Source organism: Spirosoma endophyticum (assembly GCF_900112365.1).
GTDB classification, from domain to species: Bacteria; Bacteroidota; Bacteroidia; order Cytophagales; family Spirosomataceae; genus Spirosoma; species Spirosoma endophyticum.
This window is the reverse complement of the sequence record NZ_FOLQ01000001.1, coordinates 143,826-164,290: the sequence shown is the minus strand read 5'-3', so window position 1 is coordinate 164,290 and position 20,465 is coordinate 143,826. Positions and strand designations below refer to the sequence as shown.

Annotated in this window: 18 protein-coding genes; 5 read left to right on the top strand and 13 right to left on the bottom strand. The window is 50.0% G+C overall.

What is annotated here, in order from left to right:
• Positions 1–366: 366 nt before the first annotated feature.
• Positions 367–2,649, bottom strand: coding sequence for an aconitate hydratase (locus BM202_RS00630; RefSeq protein ID WP_093822541.1), 2,283 nt, complete (start codon positions 2,647–2,649; stop codon positions 367–369).
• A 309-nt stretch (positions 2,650–2,958) separates the two neighbouring features.
• On the opposite strand from BM202_RS00630, the gene BM202_RS00625 reads away from it, so the two are divergent.
• Complete coding sequence (locus BM202_RS00625; RefSeq protein WP_093822540.1) at positions 2,959–3,432, top strand: CHRD domain-containing protein; 474 nt, start codon at positions 2,959–2,961, stop codon at positions 3,430–3,432.
• A gap of 184 nt (positions 3,433–3,616) precedes the next feature.
• On the opposite strand, the gene BM202_RS00620 is transcribed toward BM202_RS00625, so the two are convergent.
• The 3 genes from BM202_RS00620 to BM202_RS00610 form a co-directional block, all read right to left on the bottom strand.
• A complete protein-coding gene (locus BM202_RS00620) occupies positions 3,617–4,525 on the bottom strand; it encodes a Nif3-like dinuclear metal center hexameric protein (protein WP_093822539.1) in 909 nt (302 codons plus the stop codon).
• 106 nt (positions 4,526–4,631) lie between these two features.
• Positions 4,632–5,102 carry an Hsp20/alpha crystallin family protein gene (locus BM202_RS00615; protein ID WP_093822538.1) on the bottom strand — a complete coding sequence of 157 codons (471 nt, stop codon included), beginning with the start codon at positions 5,100–5,102 and terminating at the stop codon, positions 4,632–4,634.
• A gap of 60 nt (positions 5,103–5,162) precedes the next feature.
• A complete protein-coding gene (locus BM202_RS00610; RefSeq protein WP_093822537.1) occupies positions 5,163–5,429 on the bottom strand; it encodes a hypothetical protein in 267 nt (88 codons plus the stop codon).
• A gap of 468 nt (positions 5,430–5,897) precedes the next feature.
• On the opposite strand from BM202_RS00610, the gene BM202_RS38895 reads away from it, so the two are divergent.
• The gene (locus BM202_RS38895) at positions 5,898–6,698 is read left to right on the top strand and encodes a CHRD domain-containing protein (RefSeq protein WP_093822536.1); all 801 of its coding nucleotides are present in this window, start codon (positions 5,898–5,900) and stop codon (positions 6,696–6,698) included.
• 98 nt (positions 6,699–6,796) lie between these two features.
• On the opposite strand, the gene BM202_RS00600 is transcribed toward BM202_RS38895, so the two are convergent.
• From BM202_RS00600 to allB, 6 genes are all read right to left on the bottom strand, one after another.
• Positions 6,797–8,029 (bottom strand): M20 family metallo-hydrolase, encoded by a 1,233-nt coding sequence (locus tag BM202_RS00600; RefSeq protein ID WP_093822535.1) that lies wholly within the window; start codon positions 8,027–8,029, stop codon positions 6,797–6,799.
• Between the two features lie 32 nt (positions 8,030–8,061).
• A complete protein-coding gene (gene uraH / locus BM202_RS00595; protein ID WP_093822534.1) occupies positions 8,062–8,397 on the bottom strand; it encodes a hydroxyisourate hydrolase in 336 nt (111 codons plus the stop codon).
• A complete protein-coding gene (gene uraD, locus BM202_RS00590; RefSeq protein WP_093822533.1) occupies positions 8,394–8,900 on the bottom strand; it encodes a 2-oxo-4-hydroxy-4-carboxy-5-ureidoimidazoline decarboxylase in 507 nt (168 codons plus the stop codon). The genes uraH and uraD overlap by 4 nt, the downstream gene beginning before the upstream one ends.
• Positions 8,901–9,000: 100 nt before the next feature.
• Positions 9,001–9,747, bottom strand: coding sequence for a (S)-ureidoglycine aminohydrolase (gene allE, locus BM202_RS00585; protein WP_093822532.1), 747 nt, complete (start codon positions 9,745–9,747; stop codon positions 9,001–9,003).
• A gap of 9 nt (positions 9,748–9,756) precedes the next feature.
• Positions 9,757–11,055 carry an allantoate amidohydrolase gene (locus BM202_RS00580; RefSeq protein WP_093822531.1) on the bottom strand — a complete coding sequence of 433 codons (1,299 nt, stop codon included), beginning with the start codon at positions 11,053–11,055 and terminating at the stop codon, positions 9,757–9,759.
• Positions 11,015–12,391, bottom strand: a complete 1,377-nt coding sequence (gene allB / locus BM202_RS00575; protein WP_093822530.1) for an allantoinase AllB — start codon at positions 12,389–12,391, stop codon at positions 11,015–11,017. The genes BM202_RS00580 and allB overlap by 41 nt, the downstream gene beginning before the upstream one ends.
• 65 nt (positions 12,392–12,456) lie before the next feature.
• Between allB and pucL the strand changes: the two genes are divergently transcribed.
• On the top strand, positions 12,457–13,302 hold the full coding sequence (gene pucL, locus BM202_RS00570) for a factor-independent urate hydroxylase (RefSeq protein ID WP_093822529.1): 846 nt from the start codon (positions 12,457–12,459) through the stop codon (positions 13,300–13,302).
• A gap of 81 nt (positions 13,303–13,383) precedes the next feature.
• Here pucL and BM202_RS00565 read toward each other — a convergent pair whose 3' ends face one another.
• Both BM202_RS00565 and BM202_RS00560 read right to left on the bottom strand, forming a co-directional pair.
• Positions 13,384–13,986 (bottom strand): CDP-alcohol phosphatidyltransferase family protein, encoded by a 603-nt coding sequence (locus BM202_RS00565; protein ID WP_093822528.1) that lies wholly within the window; start codon positions 13,984–13,986, stop codon positions 13,384–13,386.
• A gap of 49 nt (positions 13,987–14,035) precedes the next feature.
• Positions 14,036–14,521, bottom strand: coding sequence for a GNAT family N-acetyltransferase (locus BM202_RS00560; protein ID WP_093822527.1), 486 nt, complete (start codon positions 14,519–14,521; stop codon positions 14,036–14,038).
• Between the two features lie 280 nt (positions 14,522–14,801).
• On the opposite strand from BM202_RS00560, the gene BM202_RS00555 reads away from it, so the two are divergent.
• Positions 14,802–17,879, top strand: a complete 3,078-nt coding sequence (locus BM202_RS00555) for a SusC/RagA family TonB-linked outer membrane protein (protein WP_093822526.1) — start codon at positions 14,802–14,804, stop codon at positions 17,877–17,879.
• Positions 17,880–17,890: 11 nt separating this feature from the next.
• Entirely contained in the window at positions 17,891–19,576 is a 1,686-nt protein-coding gene (locus tag BM202_RS00550) for a RagB/SusD family nutrient uptake outer membrane protein (protein ID WP_093822525.1), read from the top strand.
• 105 nt (positions 19,577–19,681) lie between these two features.
• Here BM202_RS00550 and BM202_RS00545 read toward each other — a convergent pair whose 3' ends face one another.
• Positions 19,682–20,356, bottom strand: coding sequence for a DUF429 domain-containing protein (locus BM202_RS00545; protein WP_093822524.1), 675 nt, complete (start codon positions 20,354–20,356; stop codon positions 19,682–19,684).
• Positions 20,357–20,465 lie beyond the last annotated feature (109 nt).

Here is a 20,465-nt window from a genome sequence, read left to right as displayed (position 1 = left end):
CCTGATTCGAAGTGGTGTCACGGATCGTTGCGTAGCTCTTTAGTTATTTAGTCTTACGTACAACATCCCCTTCATCATTTCTTTTACGGCATGATCATCAGCTCTGGCTGTAATCGCCACACCCGTCAATAAAGGATTATGAATGCCTGTCGACGTCAGGCAGACACCCTTCAGGTTGATCAAGGTAGACAGGCATTGTCAGGAAGTCATCAATTGTGGATGAAAAAACGACGTATGTAAAAGCGTTGATTTCAGTTTTTTTTACTGTGCGAGCCCGCAAACTCCTGACCTTGTATCCCTAAAACAGGTCGGCCGATTGTCAATTGACAATCGGCCGACCTGTTTTACTACTAAAAATAGGGTTGCTTACGCGCTCTGCTTCATCCGAATAATGTTCAGGGCAGCTCCCGCTTTGAACCACTCGATTTGCCCCTGGTTGTAGGTGTGGTTAACCAGAAACTCGTCTTCGCTACCATCTGCATGGTGCAGAACGATTTCGAGCGGACGACCCGGCGCAAATTCCGTCAGGCCTTCGATGTCGATGGTATCATCCTCCTGAATCTTGTCATAATCAGCGGGGTTAGCGAACGTCAAGGCCAGCATACCCTGCTTTTTCAGATTCGTTTCGTGAATCCGGGCAAATGAACGTACCAAAATGGCCCGAACACCCAGGAAACGGGGCTCCATCGCTGCGTGTTCGCGGGATGAGCCTTCGCCGTAGTTTTCGTCACCTACCACGATTGACCCGATGCCAGCGGCTTTGTAAGCGCGTTGTACAGCCGGCACTTCACCGTATTCGCCCGTCAGTTGATTTTTTACGCTGTTGGTCTTCTCATTGTAGAAGTTCACGGCGCCAATCAACATGTTGTTCGAAATGTTGTCGAGGTGACCACGGTATTTCAACCACGGACCCGCCATCGAAATATGGTCGGTTGTGCACTTGCCTTTCGCTTTGATCAGCAGTTTCAACCCTGTCAGATCGGTGCCTTCCCAGGGAGCAAACGGAGCAAGAAGCTGTAGCCGGTCGGAGGTTGGGCTAACGATAACCGAAACGCCCGAACCATCTTCAGCGGGCGCCTGATAGCCAGCGTCGTCGACAGCATAGCCTTTTACCGGTTGCTCGATACCCTGCGGCTCATCCAGTTTCACCTGCTCGCCGTTTTCATTGGTCAGCGTATCGGTCATGGGGTTAAACGTCAGGTCACCGGCAATCGCAAACGCGGTTACGATTTCGGGCGAGGCTACGAAGGCGTGGGTGCTGGCGTTACCATCGTTCCGTTTGGCGAAATTCCGGTTAAAGGACGTAATGATCGAGTTTTTCCGGGTTGGATCGTCCATATGACGAGCCCACTGCCCAATGCAGGGACCGCAGGCATTCGCCAGCACAACCCCACCGATTTGTTCGAACGTATCCAATAGACCATCCCGTTCGGCCGTAAACCGAACCAGTTCAGAACCCGGCGTCACGGTGAACTCCGCTTTGGTTTTCAGATGCTTGGCGGTTGCCTGAGCGGCAATAGACGCCGAGCGGGTCATGTCTTCGTAGCTTGAGTTAGTGCAGGAACCAATCAGACCAACCTCCAGCTTAGCGGGCCAGTTATTTTCTTTAACCGCTTTGGCAAAGTTAGATAACGGCCAGGCCAGATCGGGCGTGAATGGGCCGTTGATATGGGGCTCCAGTTCCGACAGATTGATTTCGATCAATTGATCATAGTAGGCCGCCGGATCAGCATATACTTCCTCGTCCGAACGAAGGTCTGCTTTCACGGCCTGGGCAGCATCGGCAATTTCGGCCCGACTCGTAGCCCGGAGGTAATCGCCCATCTTGTCATCGTAGGCGAAGATCGAGGTAGTGGCACCAATCTCAGCACCCATGTTACAGATGGTCCCTTTACCGGCGGCCGACAGCGTTTCGGCGCCTTCGCCGAAGTATTCGACAATACAACCGGTGCCCCCCTTAACGGTCAGGATACCCGCTACGCGAAGAATAACGTCTTTTGCCGACGACCAGCCACTCAGTTTGCCGGTCAGTTTAACCCCGATCAGTTTCGGCATTTTCAGTTCCCAGGCTAAGCCCGCCATCACATCGCAGGCATCAGCCCCACCGACACCGATGGCGATCATGCCCAGTCCGCCCGCCATTGGCGTATGCGAATCGGTACCGATCATCATGCCACCCGGAAATGCGTAGTTTTCCAGCACCACCTGGTGGATGATACCACCGCCTGGTTTCCAGAAACCAATACCATATTTATCAGAGACAGACGCCAGAAAGTCATAGACTTCTTTGTTCTTGTTTCTGGCAATATCTAAATCCTGCTCCGCTCCTACTTCGGCCTGAATCAGGTGGTCGCAGTGAACCGTTGATGGAACAGCTACCTTTGGCCGACCGGCCTGCATGAACTGCAACAGGGCCATTTGAGCCGTTGCATCCTGCATGGCTACACGGTCGGGTGCGAAATCCACATAGGCTTTACCGCGCTCAAACGATTGAGTCGGTTGGGCCGACAAACCAGGCCCAGCAAATAAGTGGCTGTATAAAATTTTCTCCGACAGGGTCAGCGGTTTGCCCACTGCCTGCCGGGCTGCTTCGACGCGTTCGCCGAGGTTAGCGTAAACGCGCTGAATCATGTCTACATCAAAAGCCATAGCAAGTAGGAATAAAAAAACAGGTTACTAAAAGAACATTCTATAATGACAACCAATGAATTCATAAAATGGATTCTGGTTAACGGGTCAAAATTAGAAGATTCTCGGTCGTTTTGGAAATAATCGTCTAAATGGGTGGCGGAACATTACCATATCGAGTAGTAAACGAGCCATTTTATCCGTTTAATGGCGATTTTTTTATGGCTTGAATAGATAATCAAGCTATCTTGGCAACTAAAATAGCGCTGAGCGGTTAAAAGCATTACTGATCATCTGCCTTATTCGTTGACGCACAGACACTAACTGATTATGAACAAAAAAAGCACTCTCCTATCCATTGCAGCCCTGCTAACAGTAGGGTTAGCCCTAACCTCCTGCCTTGACGACGAGAATCCGTACACCGTAGGGCTGGGCGTAACGCCACCAACTATGTTAACGGCTACCCTGAACGGCGCTGGAGAAAAACCCACGTCAACGACGGTGGCGGCAACAGGCACATTTACAGGCAGTTTGAATACGACAACCCGAGTATTGAGCTATACCGTAACGTATCAGGGATTTACGGAACCCCTGACAGGTGGTCACCTGCACAAAATTACCGCAGCGAATGGCACCGGACCCGTTGACATTCCCTTTCCATCATTAACGAGTCCAATCATTGCCACCACTGCGGCTCTTCGGCAGGGCCAGGTGGACAGTCTGGTGGCGGGTCTATACTATGCAAACCTACATACCGCTACGTATCCAGCGGGTGCCATCCGGGGCGATGTCAAAAAGCTGTAGTATAAAGAGATTTCCCATTACCTAAAAAAGCCGACTTGCTACGTAGCAAGTCGGCTTTTTGTAATTCGTAGCTACTACATTCAATTACCCCCAACCCCCTGAAGGGGACTTAGGTTGAGAATAGTCGAGCTAAGTCCCCTTCAGGGGGTTGGGGGTAATTGAAACACCAAATATTCCCGTCAGCTCATTCGTAGGTGAATGGATTACCTGAGGGAATGTAGCTGATGGGCAGATTGGGTAACTGAGGCTTCAGCCAGGGAACCAGCCACGCCATCCCGGCAGCTTCACTCATAATATGACCGAGTACAACCAGAGAAATCGTTTGTCCCTGCCGTCGTGCATCCCGAATATACTCGGGCGTTTCCCACTCGCTGGCTTCTCCGCATAAAACAACGTCGGGTTTGGCCTGCTCGATTGCCGCGATCTGATTTCGCCCGCCCGCGGCTCCCGGCAGCAACAAAACCCGCTGACAACTCTGTGCCCTGTCGCCAACGACCCGAACCATTTTGATGTCCAGTTTCTCTTTCACCTGCGTTATGAGCTGATGGAGGGGTGTAGCGGGCAGCGTCAGTACGCCCCGGCTCTGTGCATCAACGTACTTCTCCCAGCCTAAAGCCGACAGCATGCCTGTCCAGATGCCATCCGGCCGGTGGGAGTGCCAGTAATCATGAAACCGCCAGACAGCGATGCCGTGTTTGGTCAGCAGTTCCTGCTTGTGCCGAAAAACGGGGTCATTTTTCAACCAATCGGTTTCATCGGCGTGATTATAGAACGTCGGTTCGTGCGCAATGATGAAGTTAGCCCCGGCGGCAATGGTTTTTTCAATTACTTCAATGGTTGCAAACATCGTTGACACGATGCCGGTCACCTTTTGGGACGCGTTGCCTGATTTTAACGTATCGACCGTCTTGGGAAACGGCGCATTGGGAATTGTTTTAAGAATAATGTCCATTACCTGGCCAACTGTGAATGACGGTGGGGTTTCCCGAGCGTGTCGGGCCTGCGTCAGGATGGGCGTGTTTATGAACATTGACGTCCCTGCGGCTTTAGTCAGGGTGGCGACAAATTTTCGTCGGCTGGGTTTATGGCGCATGTTGGTCTACCTGTTTTAAGCGCCAATAATAACCAACTTTAGCCACAAAAAAGGCCAGACCGTATCATCGGTCTGGCCTTTTACTTGAGTTCACTACCTGTGTAGCTTAGCTCACCGTGATGGTTTGCGCCGGTTTATTCGTAGCTGGATTTTTGGGCAGTGTCACCTTCAGAATACCATCCGCATAACTCGCCGAGATGCTTTCCGTGATGACTTTATCGTTGAGTTTAAACGACCGCTCAAACGACCGGTTGCTGTGCTCCTGATACGTGTACTTGCCTGCGGTAGCTGGCTGATCGTCGGCTGGTTGATCGGTCCCCTGATACGAAATGGCCAGTACGTCGTCTTTTACGGATAACGTTACGTTCTCTTTGGCCAGACCGGCCGCAAATAAAGAGATGGTAAATTCGGTATCCGTTTCCTCAATATTTACCGGTGGCTTCTGATGAAATCCGCCAGCGTGGCGTCCAAAGAAACCACCGAATTTACCGCGGCCAAAGGGACCACCAAATCCTCCGCGACCCATTGGGCCACAACCACCTTTATTACCTGATTCGAATGCGTGTTTATTATACATGTTTGTGTTTTTTAGTCTTGTGTTTACTGATTTTGTGGGATTGTTTTTTATTGTTTTGACTTAAGCGATGGGGATAATACGGCCAACATTACCCCGGTTCACACCCGACCGAAAGGCTGGGTTGTCGATCGAGATCATGTCTGACGATTGCCAGTCACCGCGACCTAGCTGACCAAATCTTCGTCGTCCCATCAACCGCGGACCGACTACCCTGGCCAGCAGGAACAGGCCCGCGCCAACTAAAAGGATTTTAAGAATGAGTGTTAAAAGAAACAGGGCCAAACCGACCGCCAGCGCTACAGCCGCTACTCTCCAAATGATGTTCATGTTGTTTATAATTTAATGGGTTACAAAGTCCTGTTGATCCGGAAGCCGATTGAGACTGAAATAAGCGGTAGAAATTCTGACCTTTTTTCAGCGCCCTCGCTTCCTGCTTTGGGGCTTTAGTAGGGATGACGGTGATGTCTTTGCTTTTACTTTAAAAAATCACAAACTTTTTTTGGGGACATACCTGAACAAGTATACTTAGACTAAGTACTTCCTGCAATTACTAACCGTGCGCAAAAGGTTTAGCCTATTGATTATCAATAATTTGGTCTATCTTGGTAGCGAATTCATTCTACCTAGTGAAAATTTTTAACTTATGTAAAAATAAACAGCTGTGAAAGACGTCCAACTCGGTACAGACTGCGTTAATACTGCCGAATTCAACTGCCCGAACGGCGCTTTTTAGTGGCTATTTGCCAATCATTTCCTGTATTTTTTCATCCCTTACCAATTAACTACATCAAAAAAATGAGCAAAAAATCTACCCTCCTGTCAGTAGCCGTCCTGCTTGCCGTAAGCTTTACTCTTATGTACTGCAATGACCACCAGACCTTCCCGGCAAACGCAAAAATCCAGTTAGTAACAACCCTGAGCGGAGCGGGAGAAAAACCAATCTCCGTTGTGTCGCCGGGTATGGGTTCGTTTGTTGGCACAATCGACCGGGCGACCCGCGTGCTGAGTTACACCCTGACGTATTCGGGCATTACGCCCACCATGGGACACCTCCACCGCATCACCTCGGCCAATGGCACGGGACCCGTCGAGATACCGTTTACCAGTCTGGCTTCACCCATTATTGGCACCGCTACGCTGGCTACCGACTCTCGGGTGGATAGTCTGATCAATGGATTTTATTACGCCAATTTGCATACACCCATGTATCCAGCGGGTGAAATTCGGGGGAATGTCCGGGTGAACGGGCAAATCAAATTAACCGCTACGTTGAACGGTGCCGCCGAAAAACCCATGCCAACCCCGTCGGCAGCGACCGGTGCCTTTGTTGGCGTAGTTGATCCAACCACCCGCGTTTTGAGTTACACCGTTACGTATTCAGGCATCACGCCTATGATGGGACACCTTCACCGGGTCAATGCGGCCAATGGCACGGGACCCGTCGAGATTCCGTTTACTAGTCTGACCTCTCCCATCATTGGCACTACTACGTTAACCACGGCCACTAGGCTGGATAGCTTGTTCAATGGCTATTACTACGCCAACTTACACACCCCCACGTATCCCGCTGGCGAAATCCGGGGCGATATCAAGTAGTTTTTTAAACGCTTCAACACAAAAAATCCCTGCCAGGACTGGCAGGGATTTTTTGTGATACAATTTACTACGTTGCTTTCTTAAATTCGGAAGACGGATCAGCCAACAATGTTCAGAATTGTCAGGTACAGCACTTCGCTGCCCAGGGCCAGATCTTCGTACGAAGCATACTCCAGTGGGTTATGGCTGATGCCATCTTTACAGCGAACGAAGATCATCCCGTAATCGCAGGCGTCCGACATCACGAGCGCATCGTGAAAAGGACCGCTTACCAGTTCCGGTGCCTCTAAACCTAAATCAACGCAACTGGCGCGAATCGTGTCTTTGATCCAGTCGGCGCAGTAACTTGATTTGATGTCGGTATCGACGGTCAGTTCGTAGGTGAGTCCGTGTGTTTGGGCGATGGCTTCGATTTCGTCTTTCAATTGCCGTTCGCATGTATCCCGACGCGCCATCTCAATATCCCTGAATTCCATCGTCATGTTCACTACTTCAGGAATAATGTTCCGGGAGGATGGAAACACATTTAACGTACCGACCGTACCGACGGTTGGCGCGGGCGTAAACTGCGACGCGATTTCATTAACGGCCACAACGACTTTGGCCGCTCCCAGCAACGCGTCTTTACGCAGTGGCATCGGTACAGAACCCGCATGCCCAGCCATGCCTTTCAGATTCAGGCTCAACAAAAGCGGGCCGGCAATGCCACTGACAATGCCAATCGGCTTGTTTGTTCTATCTAAAATCGGCCCCTGCTCAATGTGCAGTTCAATGAAACACCGAATGCTGCCGGGGGCGTATTCATCATCCTTGAATCTGGTAATATCGCAGCCAAAGTCGAATAAAGCCTGTTCGCGCGTAATGCCGTCCTTATCTTGTCGCTGTAGTTCGCCTTCTTCCAGTTTCCCTAAAATCCCCCTCGATCCAAAGAGACCTTTGTTGAATCGCCAGCTTTCTTCATCGGCGAAGGCAATCACGTCAATACTACTGTCGGGCACGATGCCTTTTTCGGCAATGGTAATAACGGCTTCAATCGCGCACAAAACGCCCGCAATACCATCGAACCGACCCCCATAGGGCTGCGTATCCAAATGCGAGCCGGTCATCAAAATGGGCGCATCTTGATTTTTGCCCCGGAGCCGCCCGATTAGATTTCCAAAGCTGTCGATACGTACCGTCAAACCCGCGGCTTCCATCCAGCCTTTGGCGTGTTCAAACATTTTTTTCTCCAGGGGCGAATGGGCCGGGCGACACATGCCCGTTTCACCAATCTTGCCGATCTCACTAGAAACCTCAAAGAAATGCTGAAGACGTTCTGCGTTAATTTGCATTTTAAAAAGATTTAGTAGTTCAGGCGTTACTGTCACGACCCGCGATAGGTGGAATACCCAAATGGATTTACCAGGAGCGGGACGTGGTAATGCTCGCCGGTCGTTATCTGAAATGGTATCTCGATGTATGGGTAAAAGGTAACGACCGCAAGCTGCTCGAAATAGGCACCGGTTTCAAACCGAAGTTTGTAAATGCCCGTTGGCAAGATAGTTTCTTTAGGTAGCAAATCACCGATTCGCCCATCCGCATTCGTGAACCCGCGCGCGATTTCGGTCCATTCTCTGAGTTGCTGATATAAAACGATACTGACCCCTTCGGCTGGTTTGCCACGGGTTGTATCGAGAATATGCGTGGTGATGAGGCTCATTGCGTGAGTAGTTTTTCCAAACGTATTTTAGTAATCTTATTCTGCTCCTGCATGGCGATCAGGATTTCCGTTTCCGGACTGTTCGATAAGCGTGCGTTCAGGAGGTCCAGCATTTCGTCGGCTGATTTTCCGGTGGCGCAGACGATAAAAATATACCCGAATTTCTCCTCATACCGCCGATTCCCTTCCGATAAATCTTCTAACACCTGTAGTGAGGCTACCGAAACACCCGACTGTTCACCTGCTGCCCAGGCTTTTGTCGTAGCAAATTTATCCCGTAGTGAACTGATATCGCCAATTTTTGGATGGTGCGTGAATGCTTCCCGCCAATCGCTTTCGGAACAGGCAAACCAGATGATTTCCGCTTGTTCAAACAGGCTTTCTTTACTCTCGACGGGAAAGATTTTGGCCAGCTCATTCACCCAGGCCGTTGATCCGCAACACGTAGCAAGCGCTTCTTTTAGCTGGGGAAGCGGCAGCTGATTTAATTCCGGCAGTATCATCAGAATATATATTAAACACAGAGCCACAGAGAACACAGAGCAATAAATATTTGATTTTTTCTTTGTGTTCTCTGTGGCTCTGTGTTTAAATTTCTTTTTTTCAAACAGTTGTTGGAAAGCGGTTCACATTCTTGTAGTAAATATAAACCGCGGGTTCTTTGCCCATCGCCGTGAACCACTGCTGACAATAGGGCGCCATCCAGATCGAATCCCCTTTTTTGATCGGATACCAATCCTGATCGAGCCTATACACGCCCTGCCCCTGCAAATAAATCAGGCCGTGTTCCATGATGTGTGTTTCGACCAACGGCAGGTGCCCGCCCGGATCATAGGTAAAAATATTGACCGCCATATCGAATGACAAGTCATCGGGCAGTAACACCTGCAAACGTAAGGCCGGATCACCCATATACATAGGTCCCGCTACGTTGGCGGCATCCCCAAAAATCACCGGCGGTACGTCGTAGCCATCAAGCTTTTCGTAGACTTTATGGAATGTGAGCAGTTGAGTACCCGCTTCCGGTTTATCGAACGTATAGGATTTGCCAATGGGGATGTAAACGAACTGGCCGGTCGTCAACATGTCAGATTGCGTGCCAACGGTTGCCCGGCATCGCCCACTAATGACGTAGAAAAATAGTTGCGACGCTTTCGTTGTGCCAACGAGTTTGCCGTCCCAATTCATCGTAATGAGCGTCTGGCACAGGTTGGCACCCATTTGCTCATTGATAATGACATTGACCGTGCAGTTGTCCCAACCGGGCACCCGACTATTGATGTATCCGTCGGGACTAATGACGGCGTGGTTGCGTTTGACTACGGATCGGGTAAGGGCTGATATTTCCATGTAGTTTTATTATCGATTAGCCAACTTCCCGAAAGTTTCGAACCGCCGGGTAGCCCCGTTTCGGGATGTTTCAAGTTCAATTATATGATTCATAAACGTATCGGCAACGCGAAGGGTGGCGGCCATATCGCTCAGATCCACATCTTCCAACGGATTGTGGCTGATGCCTTTGAAGCAACGCACGAATAACATGGCAATGGGCGAAACCTGTGAAATTGGAACACCATCGTGTCCGGCACCACTCACCAACCGAATCACGTCATAATGGCTTTCGGTTATTGATTGCGCAAGTAGTTCATTCATGGCCGGATCACAAGCGACCGGCGCCGTTTCCTGAACCAGATTCCAGTGGAAACTGATACTCCGCTCAGCGCAGATATTGGCACATACTGTTTGTATGCTTTGGTAAGCTGCCTCCAGCGCTGCTACGTCATGACTCCGCACATCCAGACTACAAACAACTTCGCCGGGAATGACATTACTGGCGGCATTCACTACGTTCAGTTTGCCAACCGTAGCGACCAGATTATGTGTATTGATAAAGCCAAACCGCTCGACTTCCAGAATAAATTCGGCGGCCGCGCACAACGCATCCTGACGCATATCCATTGGCACCGTTCCGGCATGACCGGCCATTCCAGTGAATGTAATTTCGACTCGCTTCTGTCCGGCAATGGCGGTTACCAGGGCCATCGGCACATTCCGTTCATACAATACGGGCCCCTGTTCAATATGAATTTCGAAATACCCTAACCAATCGTCGGATTTAACCGCGTCGTTGACCAACTGAGAAAGTACGCCACCCATTGACTGAATGAGATCGCCTAATGACGTACCGGATTCGTCTTTCCTATCAAGCAGAGATGTATCAAACGAACCCGCGACGACTTTGCTGCCAAGGTACGTCGTGTGAAAACGAACGCCTTCTTCATCACTGAACGCAATCAGTTCCAACGTAAAGGGCAGTGTTTCTCCTGATCGAATCAGGTTTTCGATTAGATCAAGGCCCATCAATACGCCCATTGGTCCGTCGAACTTCCCGGCATTGACGACCGTGTCCATGTGCGAGGCAATGACAAATGTCTTCGCCCCAGCTATCGGACTCACGAACCGGCCTCTTACGTTACCAATGGCATCCACCCGCGTTTGCAGACCAATACCCTGCATCCATGTCTGAATCAGGCGACTCCCCTGCTGAAAGGCAGTCGTGCCAAACGTGCGGTTAACGCACGTCGGATCGTCACTGATGGCCGCGAGTTCGTTGATTTTAGTCAGTACGTTTTTTGCTCGTTTCTGATAGTCTGTCATTTTGTTGATAGATCACTTTCCCGGCCTTTAACATCACCATCTCGCCATCCTCAAAAACCTTCACCCCACCCAGATACGTTTGCTCAACGATGCCGTATAGTTCTTCGCCCAGATACGGGGTTATTTTGTGTTTATGCAGCACATCTTCGGCTGAAACGACAAACGAATCGTCTGGACTCCAGACAACTAGATCAGCATCGTAGCCCACGACGATACGTCCTTTCCGGTGCGACAGGCCCGCTAACTGAGCCGGTTTTTCGGACAACCATCGGGCCATATCGGTTACGTCAAAACCTCGCTGCCGGGCGGCCGTCCATAAAACGGGCAACGCCAGTTGCAACGACGCGATGCCTCCCCAGGCGGTCATGAAATTGCCCGTTGGCATTTGCTTTAGATCGGGCGGGGCGGGCGAATGATCGGTGGCGACAAAATCAATGATGCCACTACGTAATGCTTCCCACAACTGATCGTTGTTTTCTTTTTCCCGAATGGGTGGCGCACATTTGAATTGCGTCTGCCCATCCTGAATCATTTCGGCGTTGAAAAACAGGTAATGTTGACCCGTTTCGACCGTCAGCGGCAACCCTTTTTGCTTCGCCCTGGCAATCGGTTCAATCGAATTGGCTGATGACAAATGGACAATGTGCGTCCGGCAATTGTGCTCTTCGCACAGCCGGATCATCATGGCAATGGCGGTATCCTCCCATTCTTTTGGCCGGGATGACAGGTAATTTTGATACGACCGATTATCGCCGATGGCTAATTTTTCGTCTGTCGATAGTTCGCAATGCACCAGTAGAGGAAGGCCATGCCGGGCAATGATGGGCATTGCTTTGCGCAAATCAGCTTCCGTCACGTTCGGGAAATCGTCGATGCCGGAATGCGTCAAAAATGCTTTGAAACCCAGTACGCCTTTGTCAATCAGCCGCTCAATTTCGTCGGTATTGCCCGGCACGAGTCCACCCCAGAACCCGACATTCGTATGCAATTGTCCGCTGGTGGCGGCAATCTTCTGGTCGAACGCCTGCGCCGTTGTCGTTACGGGCGAGGAGTTCAGCGGCATATCCACGAGCGTTGTTAAACCGCCGACAATGGCGGCACGGGTTACCGTATCGAATCCTTCCCAATCGGTTCGGCCGGGTTCGTTAATATGGACGTGCGGATCGATCACACCCGGCATCAGTACGCTATCCTGAATATCCAGTACGTCCCCGCTGAAATTCTCCGGCAACTCCGCCCGAATATCCACAATCAGGCCATCTTTCACCAAAACGACCGCCTTTTGAATGCCCGAAGAGGTAAGCACTTTATTTCCTTTAATCGCCAGATCGACCATACGGCTAAATAGAAAATTAATGGCTATACTAGTGGTCAATACTACCCAAAACAGCCGAAACAACCATGAAGCTTACCCTGAAAAAAAATGCATACGGCAAGAACGCGGTCAACCTATCAAAAATCATTCGGCACGCTAACTATCATGAATTCAGACAGATCTCGGTCAACGTATCGTTGGAAGGTGACTTTGAAACCGCCCACACGCTCGGTGATAATTCTAAAATTTTGCCAACCGATACGCAGAAAAACACGGTATACGCACTGGCTAAAGAACACTTTGTCGACTCCATCGAGAATTTTGGCCTGTGCTTAGCCAATCATTTTGTCCAGAATAATCCGCCGGTATCGCAGGCTACCATTGAGATAACGGAGCATCCCTGGACGCGGATGACCTTCGATAATGAGCCGCATCATCATGCGTACGTGGGGGGTGGTTCCGAAAAACGTACAACCACGATCGTTCAGACTGCCGATGGCATTACCGTTACGTCGGGTCTCAAAGATCTGCTGATTCTGAAAACAACGGATTCTGGTTTTGAAGGCTACATCAAAGACCAATTCACGACGTTAAAAGAAACGGCGGATCGCATCCTGGCGACCCAATGCGAAGCCAACTGGATATATACCAGCCATGACCTTGACTTCACTGCCCTTTTCGAGAAAATCCGCGAAACACTGTTAAAAACCTTTGCCCATCATAAAAGCCTGTCGGTGCAGCAAACCTTACTGGCGATGGGGTCGGCGGTGCTGGAAGAAAATGACGTAGTAAATGAGATTAGCCTGATCATGCCCAACAAACATCACATTCCGTTCAATCTGGAACAGTTCGGCCTGGACAACAAAAACGAGATTTTCATCGCCACCGACGAACCGTTTGGGTATATCACAGGCACGGTGACGAGGGAATAAGTGGCAACGTGTTCTTACACACGTAGTGTCGGGTTTACATGTTCGCTACTACGTGCAAAAAGGAAATTTGATTGTATATGCTCACCCGTTAAATAGCTTATGTCGTTTAATTTCTTTGCCTTGTCTGAGTCTCACAGAATGATAAAATGAAGGCACGTCATTAGTCCATTTTTTCAATGTCAAAATGATCGCAATAATTTCAAGCCTTGTCATTATGCCAACCCAAAAGAAAAGCTCAAATAAAATACCAGATTGACACTTGATTATAATCTCAACTAGTGTTGCGAATAGCAAGAGCGTCCATATTTTCGCGCCAATGGAATGTGTCGCAACTTCCTTCTTAAATTTTATAAAACTGACCACATACGTCAGCCCTTCAAACCCTAACAGTATTATCAGTTTCCATGAATTTAATTTAAAAAATTCTGGGCACTGCAAGTAGGTAGCCGTTGCAACAGATATAAAAAATAGTTGATCAATAGACGAGTCTAAACGCCTTAGATTCTGCGTTGATACGTTGATTGATCGTGCAATAATACCATCAAAAATATCGGTCAATAAACCAATGGTTAAAAGCGCAATGGCAATGAATTTATACTTCTCAACATGCATCAGACTTAGTAGAATAATTATCAACCCGATCAAAAGTCTGGAGTAAATTAAAATAATTGGGATTCGATGCATACGGGTAAAGGTTTGTGGCAAAAGAAGCTTTTAATTAAGAATCCCAATCTCACAATTTCCGATACATAATATACGCGTTTGTCAAGCCATGTTGCCTATGATTAAAGGCTTCGGGGATTTCGCCGATTATTGTAAATCCTAGCGTTTGCCACAACCGCACGGCGCGTTCGTTGCTTTTGATAACGATGTTGAACTGCATGGCTTTATAGCCCAGTCGTTTCGCTTCTTCCAGCGAAAATACACACATAGTTTTCCCAATCCCCTGCCTGGCTGCGCTCGCCAGGGTCATGTAGCTTGCATTGGCGATGTGCGAACCCAGATCAGGCTGGTTGTCTTTCAGAACAAACGTTCCTGCTACGTTGCCGTTCAGGGTCGCCACATAGGTGTGCTTATCGGGACCACACCAGTAATCCAGCATTTTCTCTCTTGACGATTCCGGGTCAAAAACGTACGTATCACCCCTCGAAATCACCTGCTGGATAATCATCCAGATCTGGTCATGGTCAGTGGCTGCGGCTTTTCTAATGTCAATCATTTGGCTATAGTACGGTTTTTATACATGTCATTTAAGCTATCTCACGCCCATTTCGTATAGGTCTATTTACTTAGCAGGTAATAATAACGTAACAATCGAGATGTCTGGCTTTTAGCCGCTTATACACTCATTTACAGTAAGTATCCAACTCTTGGACTAAGGACATTTAACTATTTTTTATTGTATTTTTCTGGGTATTTTTAATTTTAATTTAATACTTGCGGGTTCTTTCCAGATTTTATCAAAAACAATTTTTCATTCTCTACTAACTTCTACAATTATGAGACTTTTTTACCTGTCTCCTCCATTCTCCCGAAGATGGAGCGTATTGTATTGCTTTTTACTGGCAATCAACTCACTAACTGCCACTGGTGAAAACCTGTCAACGACTTCTCCACAAACACGCTATGTTAGCACCAATAAGCCCGTAGCAGACATTACCATTAGCGGACGCGTGACGGATGCTGCAACCAACGAAGCCCTTGCCGGATGCAGCGTCCTGTTAAAAGGAACCCAGAAAGGCACAACCACCGACGCAAAAGGCGAATACAAAATCACTATTCCCGATGGTGGTCAGGCCGTGCTGGTATATGGGTTCATTGGCTTTGTTTCGGAAGAAGTTCAAGTTGGCGGACGTAGTACCATCAACGTAGCCCTGAAGGCGTCGGCGTCCGAATTATCGCAGGTGGTCGTCATCGGTTACGGCAGCACGACCAAACGCGATATGACCGGCTCGGTAAAGTCGATTAAAAGTGCGGATTTCAACCGGGGAATCATCAACTCGCCGGAGCAACTGATTCAGGGCAAAGTGGCTGGCGTTAACGTAACGTCGGCCAGTGGCGAACCGGGGAGTTCGCAGAGCATCACGATTCGGGGGCCGGGTGGTGTTCGTACCGGCAGTACGCCCCTGTTTGTACTGGACGGCATTCCGCTCGATAACTCCAGTACGGGTGGCACAACCAATCCCCTGACCTTCCTGAATCCGCAGGATATCGAATCGGTCGACGTATTGAAAGATGCCTCGGCAACGGCTATTTACGGAGCGCGGGGTGCCAACGGTGTCGTATTGATTACCACCAAAAAAGGGAAAGCGGGAAGCGCTACGTTCAATTTATCGTCCAGCCTGGGGATTTCGAAGATGGCCCGACCGCTGAAGGTATTTTCGGCGGACGAATTCCGAACACAGGTAACCGCCCTGGGCGGGATACTGGATGATAAAGGTGCAGCGACCAACTGGCAGAAGGAGATCAGCCAAACCGCTTATACCCAGAATCATAACCTGTCGTTCAGCGGTGGCGCCGAGAAATTGACATACTACGGTTCGTTTGGTGTACAAGATCAGCAGGGTATTCTAAAAAACAGTTCGCTCAAACGCTACACGGGCCGTATCAACGTATCACAGCGGTTTCTGGAAGACCGGCTCACGGTAGACGTGAACCTTACCGCTTCGCAAACGAACAACCAGCGGCCACCGAGTGGTAGTTCGGTGGGTAGTGGCGCGGGCGTTACGGTTATTGGAAGTGCCATTTCGGCCAACCCAACCTACGCGGCTTATGACGCCAATGGCAATCCATTCCAATATCAGGGAGGCACGAATCCGCTCATTACGCTGAATCTGGAAAAAGACGTAACGACCATCAATCGGGTGGTGGGGAGCATCTCGCCTTCGTTCAAAATCCTGCCGAATCTGGTCTACAAACTCAACCTGGGTGTCGATAATTCCAGTTCGGTCCGTGATTTACAAACGCTGGCCAACGCGGTGCCGCAACAGGATGGGCGGCTGGAAAGCATCTATCGAACGAATCGCAACACACTGATCGAAAACTACTTCACCTATACGTTGGCAAAATCCAGCCATAACCTAACCGCGTTAGTGGGCCATTCCTACCAGAAATTTTTTGTTCAGGAGCGCGACTGGAGCATCAACAAATTTCCGATCACGCCCGTTGAGCCCATTTACAATCCGGGCCTGGGCCAGGATCTGACGCTGGCCAATAACCGGCCAACCGGCTCTGCGCTGCAAAACGAACTTCAATCGTTCTTCGGTCGCCTGAATTACCAGTTCAACGATAAATACCTGTTGACCGCTACGGTGCGGGCCGACGGCTCATCGAAGTTTGGGGCGAACAATAAATACGGCGTGTTCCCATCCATCTCGGCGGGCTGGCGCCTATCTGACGAAGCTTTTCTGAAGTCGGGACCGTTTAGTGACCTGAAACTGCGGGCGGGTTGGGGTCAAACTGGAAACCAGGAAATTCCAGCCAAAATTACACAGGCCCTCTATACGGCGCAGGTATCGGGCACAACGAGTTATCCGCTCGACAATACAACCAGCTACCCGGCGGGTATTTCGTACACCCGCCTGGCCAATCCCGACATTCAGTGGGAAGTATCCTCGCAGGCGGATGTAGGGCTGGATTTTGCCTTGTTCAAGGGCGCCCTGTCGGGGTCGGTCGATTATTTTAACAAGGTATCTAAGAAGATTCTGCTGGAAGTAATTCCGGCCGATCCTATTCAACCGGCTAGTACGTACTGGACCAACGTACCGAACATGAGCATTTCCAATCAGGGAGTTGAAATCGACCTGAACTACCGGTACCTCAGCCAGAGCGGTTTCCGTTTTGACATCGGTGGTAACCTGACTTTCATCAAAAACATTGTCCGCAACTCGCCGTACTCGGTCATTACGTCGGGTTCAGCGCAGGGTTCGGGGTTGACGTCGGCTACGGTTAACGGATACATCAACGAGCAACCCATCGGTACGTTTTTTCTGAAAGATTTTACCGGTTTTGATGACAAGGGCATTAGCACCTACCGCGACACGGACGGCGATGGGATTGTGACGGACAAAGACCGGATTGCAGCAGGCAGTGCCCTGCCAACCAAGCAATTTAACATTAACACGAGTCTGGCCTACAAAGGCTTTGACCTGGCAATTAATTTCAATGGCGTGTCGGGCAATAAGGTGTACGACAACACGGCCAATTCAAATTTCTACAAACTTCGCCTATCAAAAGGGCTGAATACGACGGCTGAAGCCATAAAATACCCGAATGAGTCCATTAACAACTCGGCACCGGTATCGACACGCTTCCTGAAAGATGGGGCTTTTTTCCGGCTCAACAACCTGGCGCTGGGCTACAGCCTGAGCCCAAAGCTGATCGGTATGAATCGCTGGATCAATGCCATTCGGTTCTCGGTGACGGGACAGAATCTGTTCGTCATCACCAACTATGACGGCTACGATCCGGAAGTCAACACCGACCGGACGGTCAACGGCATTTCGTCGTACGGCATTGATTACCTCAGTTATCCCAAAGCCCGATCGGTCGTTTTTGGCCTCAACCTCACTTTTTAACACCGAACGCCATGAAAAAAATAATTCTCTCGCTACTCGCGCTGGTCAGCCTGGCCAGCACCTATAGCTGCACTAATCTTACTGAAAACGTACTCGACGAAGCGTCGGTATCTGGTCTGTCCGACAAGCAGTTGGCCGATGGTAACATCGCGCCCGTTTATGCGCAGTTGCCTAATATTTTCCTGCACACCAATTATTTCAATCTTCAGGAAATCTCGACCGACGAGGCTATTCTGCCGTACCGGGGCGGCACCGACTGGGGCGACAATGGCATTTATCTGGCGATGCACCAGCATACGACCACCAGTACCGACCCGAACCTACTAAGCACCTGGAATTATCTGGTACAGAGCCTGTCGCGTTCTGTTTCGGCCATCAATACGTTGCCAACACTCAAAGATCCGAGCGCCAAGGTTTATCTGGCCGAAGCCAGAGGAATGCGGGCGTACTATTCCATGGTGATGCTCGATCTGTTTGGTGTTGTCTTTGTAAAAGATGACCCTCAAGCCAACTCGGCTGTTCTGCGTGGAGATCCTGCCTACAACTACATACTGAGCGAGTTGCTGGCGGTAGAACCCGATTTACTGCCCACCGTTGGGCCCGGCCGGTTGAGCAAGGGCGCGGCCTGGGGACTCCTGGCCCGCCTGTATCTGAATGCGGCCGTTTATCGCGATCGCTACGCGAGCCAGTTTACGTTCCCGGCGGCCGACATGGACAAAGTTGTCGAATACTGCGACAAGATCATTAACTCGGGACAGTACCAGTTGTCGCGGGATTACTTCTCGCTTTTCAATCAGACGAACCACGACAACAAGGAGTTGATTTTTGCCGTCGATCAGCGGGCCGAGCTGAACGGCAATAACCGCCTGGCGTATTTCTCGCTTTCCGGCGATCAGTTCCCAATTCCGGCGTTTCCGGCGGCCAATGGTACGGATGGTCCAGGCATTACGCCCGATTACTACCGCACCTGGGTAAATGCCTACGGGGCAAAAGACCCGTCGGTCGATCCGCGCTTTTATAAACAAAACCTGTCGATCTACTCCAATCCCGGCGATTCGTGCGTAGCCGAAGCGGATTTCAACGTCAACCGGGGGATTTTGCGAGGGCAGCAGTATGGATTGATTCGGGTGAACGGTGCCTTTCTAAAATGCCCTGATGGTAAGTATAAGGTCGGCAGGCTCTTCAATGTAACGCGCAACCGGCCAACACTTCCCGTAAACTTTACGGAGCAGATTAACTACACCGTAGCAGGCAGTGACTACAATACGGGGTATCGGGTGGAGAAATACGAGTTCAGCAAAAAGTCGACCAGCGGTCGTAACCTGGGCGACGCCGACATCGTCATCGTTCGACTCGCCGACATCTACCTGATGCGGGCCGAAGCTAAGCTCCGCAAGAGCAACGATGCCGCCGGTGCCCTCGCCGATGTAAACACGGTACGTGCCTCGCGCACCCTCACAACTCCGCCCCCCGCGCTGACTATCATGAGCCTGGATTTACTGTTTCAGGAGCGTGGGTTCGAGTTCTATTGGGAAATGCTTCGCCGTACCGACATGATCCGGTTCGGTAAATACGAGGGCACCTGGACAGAAAAAACCAACACCGATAAGCAGAAGCGGATTTTCCCAATCCCCCAGACGGCTGTCGATGGCGCGTCTAACCTGCCCGGCTACCTGGTTCAAAATCCTGGCTATTAGGCCATAATCGTTACATAACCGTTTATAAAAAAGCCGTAAGCTGTACTCAGTTTACGGCTTTTTTATAAACGGTTCACCGGAATACTCTCCGATTTTTTCAGGCTATCAACTTTCGAGACGAGGGAGGATAAGGTAGCCTTCCAGCTCATTGCCCAAGGCTTCATAGCGGTTGGCAATATAAAAACAGCCGACGATGGCTGACGTAATCGCGTCGAGTTCATCATGGGAAACCCCAATCTGATCGAATGAACCGCTCAGGCCAAACGCCTGTAATCCTTTCACCAGCAGTGGAATACTTTTTCCTTTCCGGGGAATCCCTAGCACATCCTGAGCACCGCCTGGATAGCTTTCGATTACGGCGAATCCCCTGCGTCTAAATTCGTTGGCCAGTTGAATGCCCCGTTCAGTAAGTTTCTGCATACTTCGAATCAGGCAGGGGTATGATCGGATGCCCTTTTTTAACATGGCCCGCTCGCATTCACGCAGGATACCGAATTCCTGGCGACCTGGGTCCGTATCGTACACACTAATCCGACCAGCCGGTAGGGATAGCGGGGCATCGATAGAAATGACCGCTGGATTTTGCCGAACCGTTGCCTCTATTATGTCAAGATCGGTAAAAATGGTCCGGGTGGCAACGTGGCCATTGGTCAACGTAGCCCATCCGCACTTCTTTTTTTCAGAACCCGTGAGGTCGATCCCGACAACCGTCGTATCGCTTATCCCGACTAAGTCAGCATACATTACATCAGGTCTCGGAATACCCTCGTTTTTATCCATTGTTAATTAGTCGCCTGCCGTTTGTCTTTTATTGGGGATTACCCCTATCGAAATCGCAACAAAATTAACCTGGGCTTCGGATAACAGTTGCGCTGAATAACCTCGCGAT